This is a genomic window from Ferdinandcohnia sp. FSL W7-1320, from assembly GCF_038050315.1.
Classification (GTDB): domain Bacteria; phylum Bacillota; class Bacilli; order Bacillales; family Bacillaceae_L; genus Ferdinandcohnia; species Ferdinandcohnia aciditolerans.
On the sequence record NZ_JBBPAM010000001.1, the window covers coordinates 2341311 to 2364195 of the forward strand.

The window sequence follows — 22885 nt, forward strand, 5'->3', positions numbered from 1 at the left end:
TATGTCACTTTTTTTGTATTTACAATTTATTACAAAAAACTGGACAGTATCAAATGAAGAGAATTAGCGAACCAGTGATTAACATAGTAATTGTTAGTCCTAAAGTTATTTTTTGTTGAGTTTTATTCATTTTGCGGTACAAATATACGAACATCTATATCACCTCCCTCCTTAAACGAGCAGTTATTTAAAATCGTTTTCTTCAAAAATAAATAATTCTTCTACAGTTATGTGAAACTGGTGAGCGATTTTAATTGCTAATTTTAAAGAAGGATTATACTCACCTTTTTCTAAAAAGCTAATGGTTTCTCTTCTTACTCCAACTGCTTTTGCAAGATCTAATTGAGTCATATTATGCTTTGCTCTGTATTCTTTAATCTTTGTCTTCATTATTCTAAGCCTTTCTTATTCTTGGTAATGAACCAAGATATAAATAGGGTTAATACCATTCCAATTAATCCTAATAATAAAATGTCATCTTTGTTGAAGTATTTTTGAAAAGTAAGTAAAGCAATCCATATATATAAGGAATAAAAGTATGCTTTTCCTGCTGAATGTAACTTAATTTTTTTAGAACGTTCATCTTCAAATGAGATACCTTGTTTTAGTTCAGAGAAAAGTCTTTTTAAAATTATTGATATCAATCCAATAAAACTTACTAATCCAATTAATAAAAATGATGCTGATAAACTGTCATTATTTCGAAAGAAAGAACCAATTTGAAATAACATTCCGAATACAACACCAAGAGAAGTAACTAATAAAAGTAATATTTTAATGTTCAAAATATATGACCACCCAACGTTAGAAATATATAACACTATATTAGAAATATATAACATTATTTGAGATAAATCAACCTTATTCGTTTAGTGAAAAATAAAGATATACTAAAAAGTACTAAAAAGCAGATGAATGGATCTTGTGAAACTATGTACTTAAACTAAATGGTGAGTTTATCTAAATAGGATTTCTCATATTGCTATTTGAAAATTCTATAGTTTGTTATAATGATCTATGTTAGTAAAGTAATTAGCGTATACAGAGGGAGTGCTTAAAAATATGGAATACATAACACTTAATAATGGGTTAAAAATGCCAATTATAGGTACAGGTACAAATACTTATGGAAAAGAAAATAACGACTATAACGGGGAGTTAACAAATGAAATTCCTGAATTAGTATCAGCACTTGAGTTGGGGTACCGTTCAATAGACGCAGCCATCATTTATCGAAACGAAGAACTTGTAGGAAGAGTTTTAGCAGAAAGCAAAGTGCCTCGAGAAGAGTTATTCATTACGACAAAAGTTCCAGGAAACGAAGAATATATTTCTTCAAAGGAAGCTACTCGAGCAGCTATCGATAACAGTCTAAAAAACTTCCAAACAGACTTTCTCGACCTACTTCTTATTCACTTCCCTATCGAAGACAAAGTACAACTTAAAAACACTTGGGAAGTCTTTGAGGAATATTACGAAGCTGGCAAATTAAAAGCAATCGGCGTTTCAAACTTTGGAAAAAATCATCTAGATGAATTGAAAGAGTTTGCGAAAGTGAAGCCAGCTGTCAATCAAATCCAAGTTAACTTAAAAGAACCTAACAAAGTTCTCCTTGCCGTATTAAAAGGCGAGGGCATTACACCTGTTGCATGGGGACCTATGAAAGTAGAACCCCATCAAAAAGAAGTTTTGGATGAAATCGGTAAAGCTTATAAAAAGTCTGGTGCACAAGTCTTATTAAAATACCAAATTCAACGCGGTGTGATTGTTATTCCTAAATCTCACAACCGTGAAAATCAAGCATCTAATTTAGATCTTTTTGATTTCGTATTATCTGAAAGAGATATAGAAACGATTGAAAACTTATAATTAGGTAGTTCTTCATCCTAGTGATATGAATAATATCGCTAGGATTTTGATTTTTTCAAACAATGTGATAGCAATAGTAGCATTTTTTTGTTGAACTAACGGGCTGTTTAGTGAAAGAGAGATGTTTAACTGATGTCAACAATCGAGGCAAATTGTTTGATGATTTAATTTTTTAATGCAATTTGGTAAAATGGTACTAAATGTAAATGATTGGAGGCTAAATTAGTTGGCAACAATAGAGGATTTTTTGAAATTAGACATCCGGATCGGTACTGTTATTAACGCAGAACCCTTTCCAGAAGCACGAAAACCTGCGATAAAATTAGAAATTGATTTTGGAGAGATTGGTATTAAACATTCTTCGGCACAAATTACACAAAGATATACACCAGAACAACTTATTGGTCGGCAGGTGGTTGCGGTAGTAAATTTCCCTCCAAGACGTATCGCAGGTTTTAAATCGGAAGTTTTGGTAATTGGCGGTGTACCAGAGGAAGGTGACGTGGTACTTTTAAAGCCAGATGAATCTGTTAAAAATGGAACACCAATATTATAGGAGTTTAAAGGAACATCCTACTTGTTTTCAGTAAAAAAGTTACGGTGCTATCTTTCAAAAAATGTCGACAACAACTTCAGCTTACGGGTGCGTTGATCCAAGAATGAATAACGCACTTTTGTTGAAGTTATTAAACGAACGGGGCGGTTTAATGGAATAAAGCATTGTGTATGGTTTATCATTCACATTAAATAATAGGTTACTAAACTTATTTATGCGACAAAGATATGGAAGAATTGCAAAGTATGCATCTTTAACGGATGCTTTTTTTTATGGCATTTTTCAAATCAAATTTAATCATAATTAACGACAGCAAAAATTGGATAAATAAATTTTAATAAATTGAACCTATTCTGTTCTGGAAATCGTCTAATTGCAGAATTGGAAATAGGTTTAAATGGGAGGGTAGTAGATTGGATAGAGAAGAAAAAAATTACATATTAGAAAAAATGATGATTGAATATGGTAATGAGTTGGTTAGATTGGCATTTTCTTATGTGAAAGACACAGAGATTGCAAAGGATATGGTTCAAAATACATTTATTAACTGCTATAAAAATCTTGATTCGTTTCGATATGACGCACAAGTAAAAACATGGCTCTATCGCATTACAATTAACGAATGTAAAGATTATTTAAAAAGTTGGAATTACAAAATGGTGCAAGTAAGAAGTTTTATAAATGAAACAACAAGATCAATGTTACCATCAACGGAAAGGACAGTGATTGATAAATATAATAATCAAGAAATGAAAGAGAGTATCTTTTCTCTTCCGAAAGTGTATAGGGAAGTGATTTATTTATACTACTATGATTCATTAACAACGGTTGAAATTGCAAACGTTTTAGATATTCCAGTTAATACAGTGAAAACTCGCTTAAGAAGAGCAAAACAAAGATTAGAGTCGCTGATTAAGGAGGCAGAATTTTATGGATGATAAACGAATAAGAGATCAATTTAATAATATGTCTGATCATGATTTAAGTTTTACGAAAGAAGACCGTAATAAAGTGTTTGAACGAATTAATAAAATGGAAAAAAGTAATCTTATGCAGAAGATATCTCTTCGTACTATACCAAAACAATTCTCCATCATTACAGCTTCTATATTAGTGGTCTGCCTGTGTATCATTTTGTTTATTCCATCGATTTTTCATGAAAACGTTAGGAACGAAAACAGCGGAAGTAATGTAAGTGGAGTAGGGTCTCAAGAAGTCGAGTACTTGACAACTCTTTTTATGGTGAAAGATGAGAATAATAGAATACCTATTAATCTTTTACTTACCTATAGTAAAGATAATAAGATGATGAAGGTTCTATCTATCCCTCGTGATACGTATGTTCCGATAGAAAAGAGTGATGGAACGACTATACATGATAAATTGACATTTGCTTATGCTTACGGTTCGGAAGGCGCAGAAAGTGTAAGAACTACAGTTTCCAATCTATTTGATTTACCTATTGATTATTATGTTGTGATGGACTTAAAAACCTTTTCAAGCATGATAGATTCGGTGAATGGTATAGATTACAATCTGCAAGAAGATATTCAAGTAAGAGCTATATCTAAAGTGTCATTTGAATTCAAAAAGGGGACAAATCGTCTGAATGGAGAAGAGGTTGTAGCATTGATGATGGCTGCTACAGAGGGAAGAAGATTGGATGAGGAAAACCAATTAAACCTCATTAACGCTGTGTTGAATCAAACACGAAACGTATTATCACAAAGCCAATATACGACTCAAATCGAAGGGAATTTTCCAATTGACCAATTGCTAGAGAGTAAAATGGCACTTACCACGATACAATCAGTATCATTAATAGATGGAATGACAGATACAATGATCGATGAGAAATACTATATTAAGTTTGAAAAAGAATTTTTGAATTCTGTCTCAGTAGAGTTAACCACATTTAACTAAATAAAAAAATGATAACCACTATATCTGATGGTGGTATGAGCAATGTTCCATTTATTAAATTTAGGGGAAGATTTGTGAAATTAAGAACTGATACCAATAAACAGAAATTTAAACGGAAATCTTTAGTTATGGTAAAGAATAACTAAAATGTATTATTCAAAAGAAGAGATTGGGGTCCCAATAATGGAAAAAAGTAAAATACTTATCGTAGCAACTTTATTATTTGTTTTAGTAGTAGGAATGTCTGCTTGTAGCAAATCATCAGATGATACGGCTTTAACCAAAAAGGGTTCGGAATCTAATAATATATCAGAAAATACAAATAATTTGCATGCTGAAAGCATAGATAAGTCCCATAATAATGGTAATAATGAACTGTATAGTAGTAAATCTGACGATGAAAAAGAAGAAGGAAAACCATCCCAGAATTTACATGAACCTTGTACGAATACATCAACCAACAATCAGTCAAAACCAGTCAATACAGCCAAAAAAACAGGTTCTTCTCATTCAAATGATTCGTCGTCTGACGGCAAAACGAATTCTGATAATAGCGAAGGAAAGCCAGCTATTGTCATTTCAAGTGGGGAAAAAGCTATCGAATATTTAAAACTGCATCTCCCTGAGGGGAAGGATGACGATGTTTCATTTGGAGTAGATGAGACACTTGCATCGGATGATAACGGTACATACTATACAATACAGCTTGTTTCAGTATCTACGCGTGTATCTGGCAAAACGGGAACCTTAGGTTATTACAAGGTTTATCAAGATGGTACTTATAAGTCATTCTAAAGTTTTGCTAACGGGTGCGTTGATCCAGAAGGATTAACGCTTCTTTTGTGTGCCAGGCAAATTCATTAACTTGGCGGTGAGAGCCACTATGGGCGTCGGGATATGCGAACCATTAGCCAGAGGCAAGGGTATCCCTGTCAACTCGGAACTAAAGGAATCTCTTAGCAAATCCTCGTTCTGAAGTACACGAATCACAAAGGTGTAAGGCGAGAAATTGTATAAATAGCTGAATTGCTTAAATGATAACCTGAATTGATGGATAAACCCCAATGATTCGGTTTTTTTTATTGCTCTATTGGCCAAATATGACTATTACTATTTTCTAATGCTGACCAAAAACACAGGTTTTTAACTGTGAGCGTTTTTTATACAATGATGTTCTTCCTTCTGAAATCCTTAAACGTGGATAGTCAATTCGTGTATAAGATTCAACTTTTCTTATCAACTTAAGTAATATACAAATTAGAAGAAGGTGTATTATGTCGACGAAGAATATTTATCGGTCAATCACCATCATTTCTTTAAGCATGGCCTTAATCCTAATGTCATCGTGTAATCAGTTACAAGGAAAAGAGGAACATAATAATGAGAAAACTCCTCGTGAAGTATTAGGTTTCTATACTGAACAGGAAGGAACATATCCAGGGTCTCAACCTACAGTTAACGCTCAATTCGACAGTTTGAGCATCATTGCACCGTTTTGGTATAAGCTTGATGATAAACGTCCAGGCAATCTTTTAGATTCCGTTACATCAGATCATAAAAGAAAGGTTATTGAGAGTGCTCATGATAAAAACCTGAAGGTATATATGGTTGTACATAATCTCTTCTATGAAACTTTGGAGAAGGGCAAGCAGGTAGCGAGTAATGTACTTAATAACGATAAAAACCAGAATGTTTTTATTCAGAACCTACGAGATGAAATGGATCAGTTTAAATATGATGGCATTAATATCGATATGGAAAATTTGAATTTGACTGACAGAGATTCCTTTAGTCTGCTGATTAAAAAGCTGTCTGATGCTCTGCATCGTGATGGAAAAGAAGTTACTGTTTCAGTCCCAGCAAACACAGGTGATTCCCGTGCTAATCCCTGGTCACCGTGGTTTGATTATGAAAAACTCGGTCTATATTCTGATTCGTTAATGATTATGACATACGATGAACACAACCCAAGAACAAACCCCGGTTCAACAGCATCAGTCGATTGGACCGAAGCAACAATTCGTTATGCTTTGAAACAGGGAGTACCACCATCAAAAATTTTACTGGGGATTGCAGGTTATGGATGGGATTGGGATACAACAGCAAACAAAGCCGTGTATAGCTCCTATGTACAGATTATGGATCTGAAAGAAAAATATAAAGCAAAAATTCTATGGGACTCTCGTTCACAAACACCTTATTTCAGTTACGTAGATAAAGAACAACACAACCACCAGGTATGGTTTGAGAATAGCGATAGCCTAAGGTTTAAGCTAAACCTTGTTGAAAAATATAATTTACGGGGAATCGGGATTTGGCGACTAGGCTTAGAAGACCCAATGTACTGGACAACCATACCCGAGAAAATAAAAGTAAAAAAGGAATAGAGTGGTTATCCCATTCCTGAATATGCGTACTAAAACAAGGAATGTTTCAGGTGGAATCGAATTCGACCTAACGAGGACAAGAACCAAAGATTAAGCTGCCGATTATTCTTGGCAGCTTTTCTTATTTAGCTAACGGGCAAGCTACTTGAAGTAGGGTTTACAATTTACATTGAACAATATTAAACCCTAACACATACATGGAGGGTAATGGGACAGAAGTTGAGGAATGAATATTTTAAAACAAATAGGTAATACTTTTAAAATATTTAAAATAATAAAAATAATAATTGGATTATTTTTCGTTCTATGTTAATTTCAAGAGGAGGTGAATAAAATGGGATTTAGATCCAAGAATATTTTTATCAATTTACCAGTAAAAGATGTGAAAAATTCTACCAACTTTTTGACGGAGATCGGCTTTGAGTTAAATCCACAATTCAGCGATGAGAACACATCCAGTATAGTCATCAATGACAATATCTTCGCGTTAATCATGACTGAGGAACGTTTCAGAGAGTTTAGTAAAAAAGAAATTGTGGATACCACTACTTTCTCCGAAGCGATTTTTTGCTTATCGGCTGAAAGTCGAGAGCAAGTGGACGAGTTGGTAAATAAGGCGCTTTCAGCAGGAGGCAAAACCAATAGCGAGCCTCAAGATCATGGATTTATGTATGGATGGGGTTTTCAGGACTTAGACGGTCATTTATGGGAAGTCGTTTATATGGATGAAAGTGCATTTTGATCTGGGGTAAACTTTTGGTAAAGAGTTAGTTTTTTAGGTTTTATATTTTAAGGAAAGATACCTTACCAGGTATCTTTTTTTGATTTATATATGAATAGAAATAGGTGAAATAATGTATTTAAAGTAACGGGTGCGTTTCTTAAAGAAGGAGATCACCCCCTTTTTATTGAAGTATAGATGCAGGTTTGTTTAATAATGGGGGAGATACGAGATGGAAGGGAATAAAGTAAAAAAGCAACTTATAATGGGCTTTATATTGTTTGGAGTTTTGCTTATATCGGGAAGTATACAAGTTATTTTTTCCCCATTTAACTTTGTTAGAAGTGTATCGCTATTTGTGGTTATTGGAAGTTCATTATCTTTAGGTGCATTTATTAGGGAATTATTTATTATTAAAAGGACAATAAAGCCAAATCAATAAATTAAACTTTTTTATCAAGTAACAGGTAGCATTAGCAGCTCAGAACCAACTCTTTTTCAATTATTGGGGGAAGGTTACTTGAAGTAGAGGAAAAGAGATATATTATCGAATATTTGATTAATTAGGGGGAAGTTTGATGGCTGATGAAATATTTGAAAACCCAAGACTTGCTTATTTATGACCCATTTGATCCTGACCGTTCTGATTTAGATGCTTACGAGTCTATGATAAATGAGTTTGGAGCCAGTTCTGTACTTGACATTGGTTGTGGAACAGGAACTTTTGCTTGTCGTTTAGCCGCCAAAGGCATAGAGGTTATTGGACTAGAGCCAGCCGAAGCGTCACTAATGGTGGCAAAAACAAAACGTTGGTCTGACCGTGTTAAATGGATTCACGGTAATGCTCTTGACCTTCCGGAATTAAAGGTTGACCTTGTAACCATGACTGCTAACGTTGCTCAGGTTTATTTAACCGATGAAGAGTTGAAGGCGACACTGCTGGTAATTCGAGAGGTATTACTTCCGGGTGGAAGATTCGTGTTTGAAACACGGAAACCTGAGTCACAGGCTTGGTTAGAATGGAACAAGGAGAACACATACCAAAGGGTTGATGTACCTAAATGCGGTGTTGTAGAGGGATGGGTAGATGTTATAGATGTGCGAGACTCCTTGGTGTCTTTTCAATGGACTTATATTTTCGAGAACGATGGTGCCATTATTACTTCAATTTCCACTTTGCGATTTAGAAGTTTTAAGGAAATTTCTCAAACTCTTAGAGAAGTAGGATTATCTGTGGAAGAGGTTAGAGAAGCTCCTGACCGCCCAGGACGTGAGTATGTTTTTATTACAAGTCGCCAATAAAAAAACCTTAAACATTTTTTTGACCTTTGTTTTGGTAAGAAATATAATCAATAAATTCAAGTAAATTAGTAGTTAATTTTCAAGTAAGGGTGCAATAGTTGAGGATCAAAGCTGGCATAAGGGAATTTCTTTCTTGTTGTACTAAGCCATCTATTAGACGAAAGTCTTCATATATGTGTTTGATATTTACCAGGGGGTTTCAAATGATCATTTTATTAAGTGTGATTGGTTTAATTCTGGTATTTGTATTTATTGACTACTATATAACTGGAGTAACCAAATATATATTATAGGTTCTAATATTAGCAGCAGTTTCGCTATACAACGAAAATAAAAATCGTGAACATAAGAAAACGAAGGAAAGTAATAATTAAACAAAAAGAATAGATAGTTCAATAAGAAATAAGGAAGTCCCCATTGAGGACTTCCTTATTTTTGAGTATTTATCAACATTAAAATTGAACAGAGCCTTATCACTTGTAAGTGAACGTAGTGCTAAGATCCACCATACACTCGTTTCAATTTTCCTTTCTTCATCGATTGGTATTAGCTCTAATAATACTTCTTCTACTGCTGAGCTTATCCTCCACTAATAATAAAATAATACTTGGTAATTATAAGATTATAAGGGATGATCAACCATATCATGGTGAAAACAATCTTACACCTAGAGTCAAAGTGAAAGGTTGAAAGACAATATTTCCTAAAATAAGCTACTGTAAAAAACAAGGTGTGAACGTAACAAACATTGGTATACAACGCTTATTTCATATATACGACTACCCAATAAAGGGGAGTACAATAATGGACATACATGGTAAACAAAAATTAAGTAAGAAAACCTCACAATCCAATAATAAACATACAGCCCCAAAAAATAGCCAACCTATAAGCAAAAATATAATAGAGAATGAACACTTATTTAAAAATATTTTTAATAATTGTTCGGACATCATGTTTCGTGAAGTGAAAATTCATAGTCAAGTTATACTACTATTTATATATGTTGACGGTATGGTTGATACGGAGATCATTACTACAAACGTTTTGGAACCTTTGCTATATGATGGCTTACCTCAGGGGTTAGGCGGGATTGAAAGTCTTGAACAAGTGCTGGAACAGGAGCGTTTTTCAGTTTTACAAACAAAAAAGCTTTCTGATGTTGAGGAAATAACGGAGTACATTTTAAAGGGGAACCTTGCCATATTTGTAGATGGAGAAGGCAATGCATTACTAGCAGATGTCAAAAAGTTTGAAACCAGAAGTATAGAGGAACCTTCTACTGAAGCATCCTTAAGGGGCTCAAAAGAGAGTTTCACAGAGAACTTGAGGACAAATACCATGTTACTGCGAAGGATAATTGTATCGCCGAAGCTAAAGGTTGAGTCATTAAAGATTGGTAAAATGACTAAGACTGATATAGCTGTAATGTATATAGAGGGAATTGTTTCAATATCTGTTCTGAATGAAGTTCGTAAAAGATTAAAGCAAATACAAATCGATGAAATTCTAGAATCGGGATATGTTGAAGAATCCATAGAAGATAATCATTTCTCACCTTTTCCACAAATTCTGAATAGTGAGCGTCCTGATGTTACTTCTTCCGGATTACTTGAAGGCAAAGTGGTGATATTGACCAACGGCTCCCCATATTCACTAATTGTTCCGATGACATTTTGGAATGGATTACAAGCAACCGACGATTATAGTGAACGGTTTTTGTTTGTAACGATGATTCGTTGGGTTCGCTATATATTTACTATCTTTTCGATAATTTTTCCTTCTATATATATAGCCTTAACCAATTATCATCAGGAAATGGTTCCACCAGATTTGATGCTCAATATTGCAGTTTTACGAGAGCGTTCCCCCTTCCCGACATTAATTGAAGTCTTTTTGATGGAGTTCATGTTTGAAGGGTTACAGGAGGCAGGAATCCGGTTACCCAAACAAATTGGTCCACTTGTAAGCATCGTTGGCGCTTTGGTAATTGGAGAGGCGGCAGTTAGCGCAGGGATTATTTCCGCACCTGTTGTCATTATCGTTTCAGCTGCAGGAATCGCATCATTTATCATTCCGCGTTACAGCTTCGGGTTCCCTATGCGAATGTTAAGATATCCAATAATGATACTTGCAGGAGTCTTCGGTCTATTTGGGATCGCAGTTGGAATTATTGCGGTTCTAATTCACCTAATTAATCTTAAATCATTTGGGACTCCTTATCTAACTCCAGTGTCTCCGCGTAATAAACATGGACTTAAAGACGTACTGTTGCGATGGCCTCGAGAGCGAGTTAATAAGGGGTGAATTACTCATGAAGAGAATAGGTAGATGCATTATTGTGTTACTCTTAATATTATTTAGTACAACTGGCTGCTGGAACCTAAAGGAACCAAATCAACTTGCATTTTTTACAGGGAATGGTTTGGATTTAACCGAAGATGGAAAGCTAGAAGCGACCGTACTCATAGTGACACCTGCAGGCATTGGTGGTGGGCAATTTAGTAGTGGAGATAAAAAAAAGGGTTACCAAGTAGTAAGTGCTACTGGAAAAAACGTTTCAGACGCAATAACTAACATACAGTCAAAGCTCTCACGACATGTGTTTCCTGGTCATCGTGATATTTTTCTTGTTGGTCAACGACTGGCTGATCAGGGAATAGGTGAAACAATCGATCCGTTCCTACGAAATGCACATTCAGATTTACGATCTTTAATATACTTGGTGAAAGATGCTAAACCAGAGGAGATTTTCTCTATTGAACCGTTTTTTGACCAATTTATAACAACATCCCTTTCTGATGAACAAACAGCCATAGGGATAAAGCCTTATCTAGCCCGTGAATTTGTGATAGATGTATTAAGTGAGGGAACACAGCCACTAATGCCGGTGGTTAGTTTAAATCCTCAAAATCACTATAATTTCGACGGATCTGCCATTTTTAATAAAGAGGATAACGTAAAATTGGTGGGTTTCTTAAATAAAAAGGAAACATTCTATGCAAATTGGGTAAAGGACAGACTATCAAGTCATACCCTAACTTCATTCATAAACCAAGGGGATGGAACAATAAGTATAACCTTAGGTTCATTCAAACGACATATTACTGTGAAAGAGGTCGATGAAGAAATACATATTGACCTTCGTCTTAGTGGAAAAGGAACAATTATCGAAAACAGTACGAACTTAGACCCATCCAAAGGGGTTGACCTTAAACTTATAGAAGATGAACTTGAGAAAATAACTCAGAAAGCGATAGAAAAGCAAATTAAAATGGTGCAGAAGAAATACAAAATGGACATCTATGGGTTTGGAGAAAGTGTTCATCAACAATACCCTAAACAGTGGAAAACCATAAAGCATAATTGGAGTGAACATTTTTCCCAACTTCATGTTTCTGTCAATGTAGACCTTACATGCAATAATCCAGGGCAAGCTAATTGGTCTATTTATCCTTAAAAATGGTTGCCCATTTAATTTCAAAAAGGAGTGGCAAGGACTTATGAAGTTGACAGGAACCCAAATTGTTTGGATTTTGGCAACTACTGAAATTGTTGCAATGATATCGCTAAAAATTACGCCAACAATCCAGATTGCTAAACAAGATGCATGGCTTTCGATGATAGCTGGGGGTTTAATTGGTCTGATCTTAGCCTTTCTGTTTGTTCATCTTAGCACTCTGCATCCAAACCAAACATTGATTCAATTTAGCCAAAAACTGCTAGGCAAAGGCATAGGGAGATTAGTTGCTCTCCCATTTCTAGTAGCATGGTTTATACTGCCTGCTGTTTTACTCCGTTCATTTGCAGACTTTATTCATCTAATTCTTCTAGATAGAACACCAGTTTGGATAATCATGTTATTACTAACTATCCTGATGACTTATCTGACCTATTCGGCAGGTATTACGGGAATCGGTCGATTTTGCGAAATAGTTGGGCCACTTATAATTTTTACATTAATGATTAGCTTCATTTTAAATATACAAGACATAGAGTGGCATCATTTATTACCTGTTTATTTTGATTCAGGATGGGTTAATATTTTGAAAGGTTCACTCGGTCCTGCTTTTTGGTTTCCGGGTCCTTTCATCTTATTGGTCATTATTTCATTTGTTCAGAAGCCTCGAAAAGCATTTTCGAAATCTTTATTGGGAGTAGTCATTACCATTTTCATGGTTTTAACTGCTACACTAATGGTGCTATTGATTTTGGGGCCGAATTTATCAGCAAAAATACGGTTTTCTTACTTTGTTTTCGTGAGAAATACTGATATTTTAGATTTCATTCAAAACATTGATGTATTCATTATGTTTATTATGGTTTTCGGTGTGGTAGCACAATTATCATTATATTTTTTTATTGCAAGCTATGAAATTGCAAATTGGTTCCAAATGAAAAATTGGCGAAGAAATATTTTTTACGGGGCACCCGCAATTTGTATAATAGCCATTTTGATACCAGATGAGACCACAATCGTATCATTTGACCAATTTTGGACAAATGTTGCATTTCCTGTATGTGGCATATTAATCCCACTTATCTTATGGATTACTACTGTAATTAAACAAAAAAGCAAGACCTGATGTTGGTGCATTCACCTTCTCTGCAAAAGAATCTAAACGCAGTGGGGTGACATGCACCATTTTTTTTTTGAGGCATTGCATTTACAACTAGTTAATATAAAGTCCTATCTCTTAATATGTGATAGATTATTTGAGTAAAACTAGTGTCAGCAGAGTTTTGATTGACCAAATTTCCATTTTTCTTTAACCGTAACTTGTATGGCACGAATCGATATGAAACAACGTTATATTTCATGGTGGTATAGAACAGTCAAGTTAACTATTAGAGTAGTATGTTATGGATTTAAATTAATAAGAGATTGTCACGAAATGAAGCATGGTGTCGTTATATAGTTGAGTGGGATTAAAAGGGGAGGTGGAGTCGAGAATAGAGGTAGAGACAAAGATTGAAAGACCCAATAGAATATTCGTTATGCAAATAAGTTATATAGTCTAGCATTTAAATCAAAAAAGGAGAGAGGTAAAATCGTTATGACACAACGTATAAATTACATGCAACAATCACCAGAATTTTTCCACAAGATGATGGAACTTAGTAATGCAGAGATGGAAAGTTCAATTGAGGAGCATATCCTTCATCTCGTTCACATTAGAGCTTCACAAATAAATGGCTGTGGTTTTTGCCTAGATATGCATATTAAACAGGCCAAGATTCATGGTGAGAGTGAACTTCGCCTTTATCATATACCAATTTGGCGTGAATCGAATCTATTTAGTCCACGCGAACGGGCTTGTCTTACATGGACCGAGATTTTGACTAAGCTACCTGAGGGAGGAGTTCCTGATGACATTTTTGAACGTGTTAGTGAGCAGTTGTCAGAAAAAGAAATATCAGACCTCACATTCTCAATAATGGCTATCAATGCTTGGAATCGCATTAATGTCGCATTCAAAACAATACCAGGTTCTGCAGACAAAGCATTTGGATTGACTAAAGCGGGCCTATGAACTCAATATGCGTGGTCCCTTGCCATACGTTTATATATATGAAATTTATTAATTAGAATTTGTTGACATCATAGCTACCAATTTTGGACAAAGGTTATATGATTAAGAAGTGTCCAAGCTAATATATTGGTATGAACAATAAAGACCTGTAAGATTTACACTTTTTTAGTTTCATCTTACAGGTCTTTGTTTTAAACATAAAATTTATTAAATTTCTAAATGCTTTAATTTGTCGGGGTTTCGGACAATATATAAGTTGCGAATCAAATTTCCCTCTACATGAAATATACCTACCGTATGAATACCTTCACTTGAAGCAAGAATAAATGCTGGTTGATTGTTAATTTGTCTAATTTCAATATGTGGAGTTCCCTCAGAAATTGAAGCTTGGCGTACAGGGCCAAGCAGAAAGCGAGCAACGAGATCTCTTGTTACAATTGGCTCGATCGCGGCCTTTACTTTACCTCCACCATCTGAGACTAGTACAACATTTGGATCAAGCTTAGAAAGAATTTGATTCATATTCCCCTGTTTGAGTGCTATAACAAAATCATAAACTAACTCTTTTGAAGTATTTTCTGTATGCACGAGTTCCTCAGAGGTAATACCCATTTTTGAACTCGCACGACTAAAAATTTTACGACAGTTTACCTCGCTTTTTTCAATGAGTACCGCAATTTCATTATAGTTAAAGCCGAGTGCCTCACGAAGGACAAATACCACACGCTCTGTTGGTGATAGCCTTTCTAGAAGCACAATCATGGCATAAGATAATAAATCGTCACGCAAGACTGGCTCCATTGGATCATCATTAGAACTATACAAAGGTTCTGGTAGCCATTCTCCATAATATTGTTCTCGCTTAATTCGCGCCGATTTTAGTAAATCCCGACAACGATTTGTTACCATTTTACAAAGATAGGCTTTAGGTTGAGTCAACTTCTCTGTTGGTACGTCATATAACTTTAAAAAAACGTCTTGCACAACATCCTCAGCATCATGAACTGAACCTGTCAGTTGATAAGCGAGTTTAAATAGCAATCCCTTATATTGATTGTACATTTCTTGCATCTTTTCACATCCGTTCGCATATTGTAAGTGCTTATTTATAGTAAGGGCTACAAAAATAAAACGAGCTAAAGAAAATTTTGTGACAAAGACTAGTGTTGCTCAATAATGCGTATTTACCATTTTCTAATATGTGTATTACTCCACAAAGAATTCAAGTTAAATATTTTTGTAAGACCCAACCTGTTTTGAAACTATCATCGTATTGTTTGTAAGTAACATGCGATTGCACAAGCTAATTAGCCTGGGAAATGTTTTTTCCAAGTTTATATTTTTATGCGATGGGGGATGCCTATAAGGATGATGGAGGAACTTAAGAAAGCTATTCTTTAATACTCTTTGGTTTTCTGCATAGCTCGTCACAATTCACCGACTTTCTATTGTTTGGAGTTTTAGTTGGAGCTCCCCTAGGTTGTCTATAATTCTTGGATTGATTGTTGGGATGAAAATAAGAAATTTAACTTAACGGGTGCGTTGATCCAAGAAGGATTACGGACCTTTTTGTTGAAGTATTTAAACTAACAGGGCAGTATTGTAGAAAAGTGTTATTTCAATTTAAAATTGCGAATAAAACTTTTGAAGTATATGATCCTGAACGAATTGTTCTTGTAGAAGGTAATTCGGTATCATCATTTTTTTAAAAAAATATAATAAATTTAAAGAAATACAAAGTCGATGTCTTTGAAAATAAAGTTTCTGACAAACTATGGATAGCAATTGTGACTGGAATTTTTATTCTTGAATAATACGTGATAGTCATAATAACTTTCGAGGCAGGATAATTGTATAAAGAAGATTGAAAGGACTGTAATGCACAAAAAAGGGAGGTATAAAAGGTGGACATATTATTCTGGATAACGATTGGTTTCATAATCATCGGATTTGTTGTTCTCACTTCTATGAAAAAAGGTATGGAAAGTAAGCTCGCTTTTATAACAGCAAATATGGAAGACGAGGGAAGTTCAAAAAAAGCAAAATCCATCATTTGGTGGATAATGAGTACCACAGCTTGGGGAATAGTGAGTATGATACTGATTATTTGGTGGTTTCATAATCACTTTGGATAACTGTGAGTTTCAGATATACTTAAAAGCGGTTTTTTTGTCATAAAATTTCCTATATCTTCCTCTGATTTGGAAATTTCCTATAATTTCCTCTCGTAAGTGATATAATACTAATGGACTAGGTGGATAGGGGGGGATTTAGTGAGTGAAGGAACTGTAAACGTTAATCAGAATAATGTAGCACAAACAGAAAGCAATTCATATTTTGATGGAGGATTGCTTCAGTACATTGGTTGGTCAATTTTAGGATTCTTAGTTACAGTCTGCACCTTTGGAATTTGCTATCCTTGGGCAATTACAATGATCTTGGGATGGAAAACTAGGCATACTGTCATCAATGGAAGAAGGTTAAAATTCACTGGTTCAGCAATAGGATTATTTGGGAATTGGATTAAATGGTGGATATTAACGATTATTACTTTAGGAATATATAGTTTTTGGTTATTTATTGCTATGGAAAAATGGAAAACGAAACATACTGTATTTGAAAATTAATGACAAAACAGCCCCCTTCTATAAGAGAGGGCTTTTTCTATATTAATTAATCACCATTTTTAGTTCAACAAACTAGTATTTCAGCTTGGGATTCAACAAATGGGTGCCTTGATCTAAGAAGGATTAAGGCACTTTATGTTGAAGTTATTGTACTAACGAAGCATTTAGTGGAATACAAAGTGAGGAGTTAAAAAATGGGGTATGATTGGAAAACGTGTCCTTCTGATATTAAGAATTTTATCTATAATTTTAAAGAAGGAATTAAAGAAGTCGTAAATGACAACTTCGTAGGTTTTTATTTACACGGTTCTTTAGCTATGGGAGGCTTTAATCCAAAATGCAGCGACATAGATGTTTTGGTTGTAACTAACAAACAAATGATAGTAGAGCAAAAAAGAAATCTAGCATACTTGTTTCTAAATTATTCTAATTTTCCATATCCAGTCGAAATAAGTATCCTAAATAAAGAACATTTGATGGACTGGCAGCACCCCTGCCTCTATGATTTTCATTATAGTGAGTTTTGGAGAAAACAGTATGAAGATGAACTGATGCACAATACATATAAATATATAAACGAAGACAATAGTAACACAGATACGGATTTAGCAGCCCACGTAACCATTACTAATCAAAGGGGTATATGTTTAGAGGGAGAGCCAATTAGCGAGGTATTTCCTGTTGTCCCAAAAACTGATTATAGATCATCCATAATAGGTGATTATCGGGAGTGTTTGAAGAATATCGAAAAAGATCCAATTTATTGTTCATTAAACCTAATCAGGGTTTATTGGTATTTAAAAGAGGAAGTTATTTCTTCAAAAATAGAGGCTGGAAATTGGGGATTAACAAATTTACCAAAGGAATTAGGAAGCACAGTTAGAAAGATAATTGAAAGTTATGTAGGGGAGAACACTACCGACCTCTTTAATAAAGAAGAACTTATATTTTTAAGGAATTATATTTCAGATAGAGTGCAAGAGTTATTGAACTAATGTGTGCGTTGATCCAAGATGGATTAAGGCAGTTTTTTGTCGGATTTATCTAACTACCGACTAATTAATAAAAAAAGATTAGCTAAAGGGGGAATTACAATGGAAAAGGTACTTATTCTTGGTGCAAGCGGTCTTGTAGGAAGAGCTTTAATTGATGAATTTAAAGAGGACTTTGAAGTATATGGAACATACTCTTCTTCATTGACGAGCCTTTCAGACGATATGCAATTCCAATTGGAAGTGCAACATGTCGACAAGATGAGGCAAATTATACGTTCAATTAAACCTGACGTAGTAATTTCGTGCCTAAGAGGAAATTTTAATCACCAGCTCCAGTTTCATAAAGAATTGGCTATGGAGTTAAGGAATAGCAGTAGTCGTTTGTATTTTTTTTCTACCACAAATGTTTTTGATGGGGACTGGTCAAAACCACATACTGAAAGAGATATCCCGATTTCCGAATCTGATTATGGGAAATTTAAAATAGAATGTGAAAATATGCTACAAGAGATTTTAAATGAGCGAGTGATAATTATCCGAATCCCAGCGATATGGGGTAAGGATTCTCCAAGATGGAACTTAATCATAGATAGCATAAAACAAAATAAAATGATTGATGTGTATAGTAATTTAGTATGCAACAATCTTTTGGATGTTCTGTTAGCAAGACAATTGCGGTTCATTATTGAAAATAAGCTAGAAGGCATTTTTCACTTAGCTTCAGAAGATATGATATCTCAGGGACAATTCTTTGAACAAATCATAAGTAAACTTGCAAGTGAAAAGAATATTTTGCGATATAGCTTTTTTCAAGGTAATGAGGACACACTTTATTTTGCACTGAAATCAATTCGTGAAGATATGCCCGACTCTCTGCAGTGCAAGAATAAAGATATTATTTCTTACTTACTAGGGGAAATGAACGTTTGAAGTAAACAACAAACGGGTGCGTTAATCCCAGAAGGATTACCCACCTTTTTTGTTGACTACTTTATTGAATTAACGGCCCAGTTTAGTTGAATTAGCTTTCCTGTTTGAATTCTTAAAAGAAATATAAAATAGAAACAAAGTTTGCTTCATTATAATGGAACCATTTATATGAAGTTGTATTTATTCCTTAAATCATTATACATTTTTAGATTTATCCTTATCTAATTTAGCATAGCTCTCAATCTTTGTAACCGAATAAGCTGCATAGTAAAAAGTTAAAAAAATAATAAAATCATACAAAGTGGACCAATTCTTAGGGTTGTAAAAATCGATGGCATTAAAGAAATTCATACCTCCAAATGCGGCAATTGCAGAGAATAAGATCCCCTTTAACAAGGGATTCATTTTTGGTTTAATTTGTAGAGCTAACATTACTGCAACGGGTGCTAAAGAAAAGTGATAGGGTAAAAAGAGAAATGGTGCAAGTGGTATGATTATCATAGGGTATGACCAGAGTCCTAAAGATAAGGCAGCAAGATCTACTGTAAGTGATAATAAAATAGTTAGTATGCCGCCTAAAAGGAGACGTCCCGTGCTATCTTTCTTCCTGAACCTAAACCAAACAATCCATGGAACAATAAATAGTGCGATACCAAACCACCATTCCCATGTTAAGAGAAATTCTTCTGTTACTGTTTTTGCAAATAAAGAACTAATCTCAGTCAACTGATTATAAGCTTTTTCTGATTGGGCGATCCCCTTCTCATATGCCAATTCCAAAACACCTCCATAAACAAGTAATAATATATTTCCATTGGTTGAGTCAGATTATTACATAAAATGATTTCTTATTGTGCTAAAGTGTGCATTGATCCAGGTAGGATTTAGGCATTTTCTTTTTAAATTATTAAACTAACCAGGCAGTTTAGTTTAAGAAGACTATAATACGAAATGGAACTTCCAATTATTAGAGAGTTCCATTTTTTTATTAATATCAACCATTTTGTGTAATCTATGTGGATATATCTGTAAAGTGTTCCTCTTATATTGAAATACGAAAATCCTATTGTTATGGTATTTTTGAAATATGGCTATGTATCGCAATGTACGGAAGGAGGTTGCAAATTGAAAATCAAACTTGACATTAGTAATGACCGTTATGATGAAATCAAATCTGCACTCGAAGAACGAGGAATTAAAATAGATGATACTGCCGACTTCGTATTAAGTGAAACCAACTGCTACATTGATAATTTGACCGTGAGAGAAAAAGGAACAAATGCGCGGATTATATTATCGGTAGAGGACATTGTATGTATCGAATCGTTCGGTCATGCAATTGAGGTTCAAACGCAAGACGCACAGTATCTAGCTACCGATCGATTATACCGAATTGTCAGTTTGCTTGACCCAACAAAATTTTTGCGTATAAGTAACTCTGTTGTAATTGCAAGGAATAAGGTTAAACGAATTACACCTACTCTTTCGTCAAAGTTTATCCTTAAAATGATTAATGGTAAACGTGTTGATGTAACAAGAAGTTATTACTACATCTTCAAAGAGTATTTCGGAATATAGAGGAGGCAATTACATGGTTTTTCCTATTTATTTTCTCGCACTGTTTGTAATATTAATTATTTTTGTTGCTACCGTTATTGTATATTTTCAAGTCTATCAACGACATATCAATAGGGCTTTAGGAGCAACCGAGGGCAAGATAATATCAATGGTTCCTCCATATAGAGTCGCTATTGTAATGACCATAATAGTTTTACTCATTGGCCTATTTATTAGCTATTTTGCAGGATATGCTAATGCGTATAAAGATAATGAAGAAGACGCATGGGTAATGTCACATTCTGATATTCAGACATTCTATGCAGAAGTAAAAGAAATTGGCGAGAACTCTTTAGTAGTTGAAGGTATTTCCCTCAATGATGAGAATTTTCGAGGTGAGTTTCAATATGATGTATGGGGAGAAGTGAGCATATATCGGCAGGATACTCTTATCCAGCTTTCTGATTTGTCAGAAGGTAATTTGATTTCGATCACTCTATTCACCGACCGCACAGGCATTACAAATATCTTTAAAATTCAGCTATTAGGCTGACAAAAGTAACCTTGGCAATGAGAATTTAGGAATGAATAAATTTTTGGGCATTCCTTCATTTTGAAATTGAAAATCTTAACAAGCTATTTGTGCAATATAAATAGTGATTTAGATGAAGATCAATTAATTAATACTTTCAGTCATGACTAATATTGAGTTTACTGGTGATGAGAAGTTTCTGTCCGTTTGGGTATTATTTTTCTTCATTATGATTTTTTCGGTGTTTAATGTTGGATTATTTACGTAAAAATACATTGAAACCAAAAAAAGTAATAATCTTTTCAATTAAAGGGTGCGATGATTCAAGAAGGATTATCGCTTATTTTTGTTGAAGTTATTGAACTAACGGTGCATTTACTTGAAAAAGGATTTCTGTCATTGTGGAGTAAGGGTATATTTTATTGAGGTGATAAAATGTCGATAAAAGGACTTAATCATTTTTTATTTTCAGTTTCTGATTTAGAAGATTCTATTGAGTTTTATAAAAATGTTTTTGATGCTAAGTTGATAGTAAAAGGGAGAAACACTGCATACTTTGATTTAGATGGAATGTGGTTTGCACTTAATGTAGAGAAAAATATACCTCGTAATGAAATAAACCAATCCTATACACATATAGCATTTTCAATTGAAGAAGAAAAGTTTGATGAAATGAACGAGAAACTAAAGAGATTGAATGTAAACATTTTATCAGGTCGTCTAAGAGATGAAAGAGATAAGAAGTCCATTTATTTTACGGACCCAGATGGTCATAAATTTGAATTTCATACAGGTACACTACAAGATAGATTGAAATACTACAAACAGGAAAAAACACATATGGAATTTTTCGATTAGAAAGGATTTCTTATTCAATATACGGGTGCAAGAGTTTAAGAATGGCAGCTTCTTTGCCAGGTTTTTAGGTTATTCTAGTATCGAGGCAGTTAGTAGAAAAGTATAATATAGGAGGGGAATATAAAATGAAATGCACATTGTACTAATAATTTGGATTGTGGTGTCTCATATAAAGTTATAATACGTAAGTACCAGGGGGGAGTGCAATGCAATTTTATGACAGACCACTTAAGGCATATTTATTTAACGATTTAAGTGCTGTTGAAGAACACGACGGAGAACTCATTTATTTTTTTAAAAAGGGTTATGTTACAGTACTTGGCGAGTTTGAACATGAGAAATATGACGGAGGTACAGCTTGTATGATTTTTAATCAGGAAGCTGTTATTTCTGTATCAAAAAAAATGTTGCGGTTTGTTGATGATAACCTATCGTGAAAAAGTACTTTTGAAGGGGGGATAACGTGAGCATTAGAAAATACAAAAAGACGGAAGTTAATAAATTGATAAAAATTTGGTACGAAGGTTCCGTAATAGCACATGACTTTATTGAAAAGGATTTTTGGAAATCACAACAGAAGGATATGGAAGGAAAATATCTGCCAATGTCTGAAACCTATGTTATATGTAATGAAATAGAAGTTGTGGGCTTTGTTTCAATGATAGATGATTACTTGGCGGCACTGTTTATTGATGTTGAGCATCAAGGCGAAGGATACGGAAAAAGATTATTAAACTTTATAAAGGAACGAAGGAAAAAAATTCAACTGAAAGTGTACAAGAAAAATAGGAATGCTGTTAATTTTTACATGAGGAATGGTTTAATAATAGAAGAAGAATTAATAGATAAACAGACTGATGAGGAAGAGTTTTTAATGGAATGGCTAGGAGTTTAAGTTCCATAGGCTGAACCAAAATATTACATAAAATGATTTCTTGTTGTTCAAAAGATGCGTTGATCCCAAGAAGGAATAAGACACTTTTTTGTTGAAGTGATTAAACTAACGGGACATTTTAGGTGAATGTGATGTTTGGAATTAACGTTAGAGAACGGTTTCGGTTAAGAGGGAGAAAATCATTAAATAACATAGCATT

Annotated in this window: 26 protein-coding genes; 22 read left to right on the forward strand and 4 right to left on the reverse strand. The window is 34.1% G+C overall.

Going from position 1 to position 22885, the window contains the following annotated elements; translation table 11 throughout:
• Positions 1-183 precede the first annotated feature (183 nt).
• Positions 184-390 (reverse strand): helix-turn-helix transcriptional regulator, encoded by a 207-nt coding sequence (locus NST91_RS11825; protein ID WP_341331293.1) that lies wholly within the window; start codon positions 388-390, stop codon positions 184-186.
• Positions 390-785 carry a hypothetical protein gene (locus NST91_RS11830; RefSeq protein ID WP_341331294.1) on the reverse strand — a complete coding sequence of 132 codons (396 nt, stop codon included), beginning with the start codon at positions 783-785 and terminating at the stop codon, positions 390-392. Before NST91_RS11830 ends, NST91_RS11825 begins: the two co-directional genes overlap by 1 nt.
• A 277-nt stretch (positions 786-1062) precedes the next feature.
• Between NST91_RS11830 and NST91_RS11835 the strand changes: the two genes are divergently transcribed.
• The 13 genes from NST91_RS11835 (at position 1063) to NST91_RS11900 (ending at position 14292) form a co-directional block, all read left to right on the forward strand.
• Positions 1063-1869 (forward strand): aldo/keto reductase, encoded by an 807-nt coding sequence (locus NST91_RS11835; protein ID WP_341331295.1) that lies wholly within the window; start codon positions 1063-1065, stop codon positions 1867-1869.
• A 226-nt stretch (positions 1870-2095) separates the two neighbouring features.
• Complete coding sequence (csaA, locus tag NST91_RS11840) at positions 2096-2425, forward strand: chaperone CsaA (RefSeq protein WP_341331296.1); 330 nt, start codon at positions 2096-2098, stop codon at positions 2423-2425.
• 413 nt (positions 2426-2838) lie between these two features.
• Positions 2839-3363 (forward strand): sigma-70 family RNA polymerase sigma factor, encoded by a 525-nt coding sequence (locus NST91_RS11845; RefSeq protein WP_341331297.1) that lies wholly within the window; start codon positions 2839-2841, stop codon positions 3361-3363.
• Entirely contained in the window at positions 3356-4348 is a 993-nt protein-coding gene (locus tag NST91_RS11850) for an LCP family protein (RefSeq protein WP_341331298.1), read from the forward strand. Before NST91_RS11845 ends, NST91_RS11850 begins: the two co-directional genes overlap by 8 nt.
• Positions 4349-4495: 147 nt before the next feature.
• On the forward strand, positions 4496-5143 hold the full coding sequence (locus tag NST91_RS11855) for a hypothetical protein (RefSeq protein ID WP_341331299.1): 648 nt from the start codon (positions 4496-4498) through the stop codon (positions 5141-5143).
• Between the two features lie 479 nt (positions 5144-5622).
• The gene (locus NST91_RS11860) at positions 5623-6735 is read left to right on the forward strand and encodes a glycosyl hydrolase family 18 protein (protein WP_341331300.1); all 1113 of its coding nucleotides are present in this window, start codon (positions 5623-5625) and stop codon (positions 6733-6735) included.
• 334 nt (positions 6736-7069) lie between these two features.
• On the forward strand, positions 7070-7477 hold the full coding sequence (locus NST91_RS11865; protein ID WP_121448011.1) for a VOC family protein: 408 nt from the start codon (positions 7070-7072) through the stop codon (positions 7475-7477).
• Between the two features lie 211 nt (positions 7478-7688).
• A complete protein-coding gene (locus tag NST91_RS11870) occupies positions 7689-7898 on the forward strand; it encodes a hypothetical protein (protein WP_121448010.1) in 210 nt (69 codons plus the stop codon).
• A gap of 143 nt (positions 7899-8041) precedes the next feature.
• Positions 8042-8758 (forward strand): class I SAM-dependent methyltransferase, encoded by a 717-nt coding sequence (locus tag NST91_RS11875; protein ID WP_341331301.1) that lies wholly within the window; start codon positions 8042-8044, stop codon positions 8756-8758.
• Between the two features lie 804 nt (positions 8759-9562).
• On the forward strand, positions 9563-11065 hold the full coding sequence (locus tag NST91_RS11885) for a spore germination protein (RefSeq protein ID WP_121448008.1): 1503 nt from the start codon (positions 9563-9565) through the stop codon (positions 11063-11065).
• Between the two features lie 7 nt (positions 11066-11072).
• Positions 11073-12218, forward strand: a complete 1146-nt coding sequence (locus NST91_RS11890) for a Ger(x)C family spore germination protein (RefSeq protein WP_165918228.1) — start codon at positions 11073-11075, stop codon at positions 12216-12218.
• 43 nt (positions 12219-12261) lie between these two features.
• On the forward strand, positions 12262-13344 hold the full coding sequence (locus NST91_RS11895; protein ID WP_121448006.1) for an endospore germination permease: 1083 nt from the start codon (positions 12262-12264) through the stop codon (positions 13342-13344).
• 471 nt (positions 13345-13815) lie between these two features.
• Positions 13816-14292: a carboxymuconolactone decarboxylase family protein gene (locus tag NST91_RS11900; RefSeq protein ID WP_121448005.1), complete on the forward strand. Its 477-nt coding sequence runs from the start codon at positions 13816-13818 to the stop codon at positions 14290-14292.
• A gap of 207 nt (positions 14293-14499) precedes the next feature.
• On the opposite strand, the gene sigJ is transcribed toward NST91_RS11900, so the two are convergent.
• Positions 14500-15363, reverse strand: coding sequence for an RNA polymerase sigma factor SigJ (gene sigJ, locus NST91_RS11905; protein WP_121448004.1), 864 nt, complete (start codon positions 15361-15363; stop codon positions 14500-14502).
• An 833-nt stretch (positions 15364-16196) separates the two neighbouring features.
• On the opposite strand from sigJ, the gene NST91_RS11910 reads away from it, so the two are divergent.
• From NST91_RS11910 to NST91_RS11925, 4 genes are all read left to right on the forward strand, one after another.
• Positions 16197-16427, forward strand: a complete 231-nt coding sequence (locus tag NST91_RS11910) for a hypothetical protein (protein WP_341331302.1) — start codon at positions 16197-16199, stop codon at positions 16425-16427.
• Positions 16428-16565: 138 nt separating this feature from the next.
• Positions 16566-16919 carry a YjgN family protein gene (locus NST91_RS11915; RefSeq protein ID WP_121448002.1) on the forward strand — a complete coding sequence of 118 codons (354 nt, stop codon included), beginning with the start codon at positions 16566-16568 and terminating at the stop codon, positions 16917-16919.
• Positions 16920-17113: 194 nt separating this feature from the next.
• On the forward strand, positions 17114-17914 hold the full coding sequence (locus tag NST91_RS11920; protein ID WP_341331303.1) for an aminoglycoside adenylyltransferase domain-containing protein: 801 nt from the start codon (positions 17114-17116) through the stop codon (positions 17912-17914).
• Between the two features lie 99 nt (positions 17915-18013).
• On the forward strand, positions 18014-18844 hold the full coding sequence (locus NST91_RS11925; protein WP_341331304.1) for a sugar nucleotide-binding protein: 831 nt from the start codon (positions 18014-18016) through the stop codon (positions 18842-18844).
• A 195-nt stretch (positions 18845-19039) separates the two neighbouring features.
• Here the strand turns inward: NST91_RS11925 and NST91_RS11930 are convergent, their stop codons facing one another.
• On the reverse strand, positions 19040-19618 hold the full coding sequence (locus tag NST91_RS11930; protein WP_341331305.1) for a CBO0543 family protein: 579 nt from the start codon (positions 19616-19618) through the stop codon (positions 19040-19042).
• 351 nt (positions 19619-19969) lie between these two features.
• Here NST91_RS11930 and NST91_RS11935 point away from each other — a divergent pair, with 351 nt between their 5' ends.
• The 5 genes from NST91_RS11935 to NST91_RS11955 all read left to right on the forward strand — a co-directional run bounded on the left by NST91_RS11935 (position 19970) and on the right by NST91_RS11955 (position 22686).
• The gene (locus tag NST91_RS11935) at positions 19970-20422 is read left to right on the forward strand and encodes a LytTR family DNA-binding domain-containing protein (RefSeq protein ID WP_341331306.1); all 453 of its coding nucleotides are present in this window, start codon (positions 19970-19972) and stop codon (positions 20420-20422) included.
• 13 nt (positions 20423-20435) lie between these two features.
• On the forward strand, positions 20436-20954 hold the full coding sequence (locus NST91_RS11940) for a hypothetical protein (protein WP_341331307.1): 519 nt from the start codon (positions 20436-20438) through the stop codon (positions 20952-20954).
• A gap of 414 nt (positions 20955-21368) precedes the next feature.
• Positions 21369-21791 carry a FosM family fosfomycin resistance protein gene (fosM, locus tag NST91_RS11945; protein ID WP_121447995.1) on the forward strand — a complete coding sequence of 141 codons (423 nt, stop codon included), beginning with the start codon at positions 21369-21371 and terminating at the stop codon, positions 21789-21791.
• Positions 21792-21997: 206 nt separating this feature from the next.
• Positions 21998-22228 carry a hypothetical protein gene (locus NST91_RS11950; protein ID WP_121447994.1) on the forward strand — a complete coding sequence of 77 codons (231 nt, stop codon included), beginning with the start codon at positions 21998-22000 and terminating at the stop codon, positions 22226-22228.
• 26 nt (positions 22229-22254) lie between these two features.
• The gene (locus tag NST91_RS11955) at positions 22255-22686 is read left to right on the forward strand and encodes a GNAT family N-acetyltransferase (protein WP_121447993.1); all 432 of its coding nucleotides are present in this window, start codon (positions 22255-22257) and stop codon (positions 22684-22686) included.
• The last annotated feature ends 199 nt before the right edge of the window (positions 22687-22885 follow it).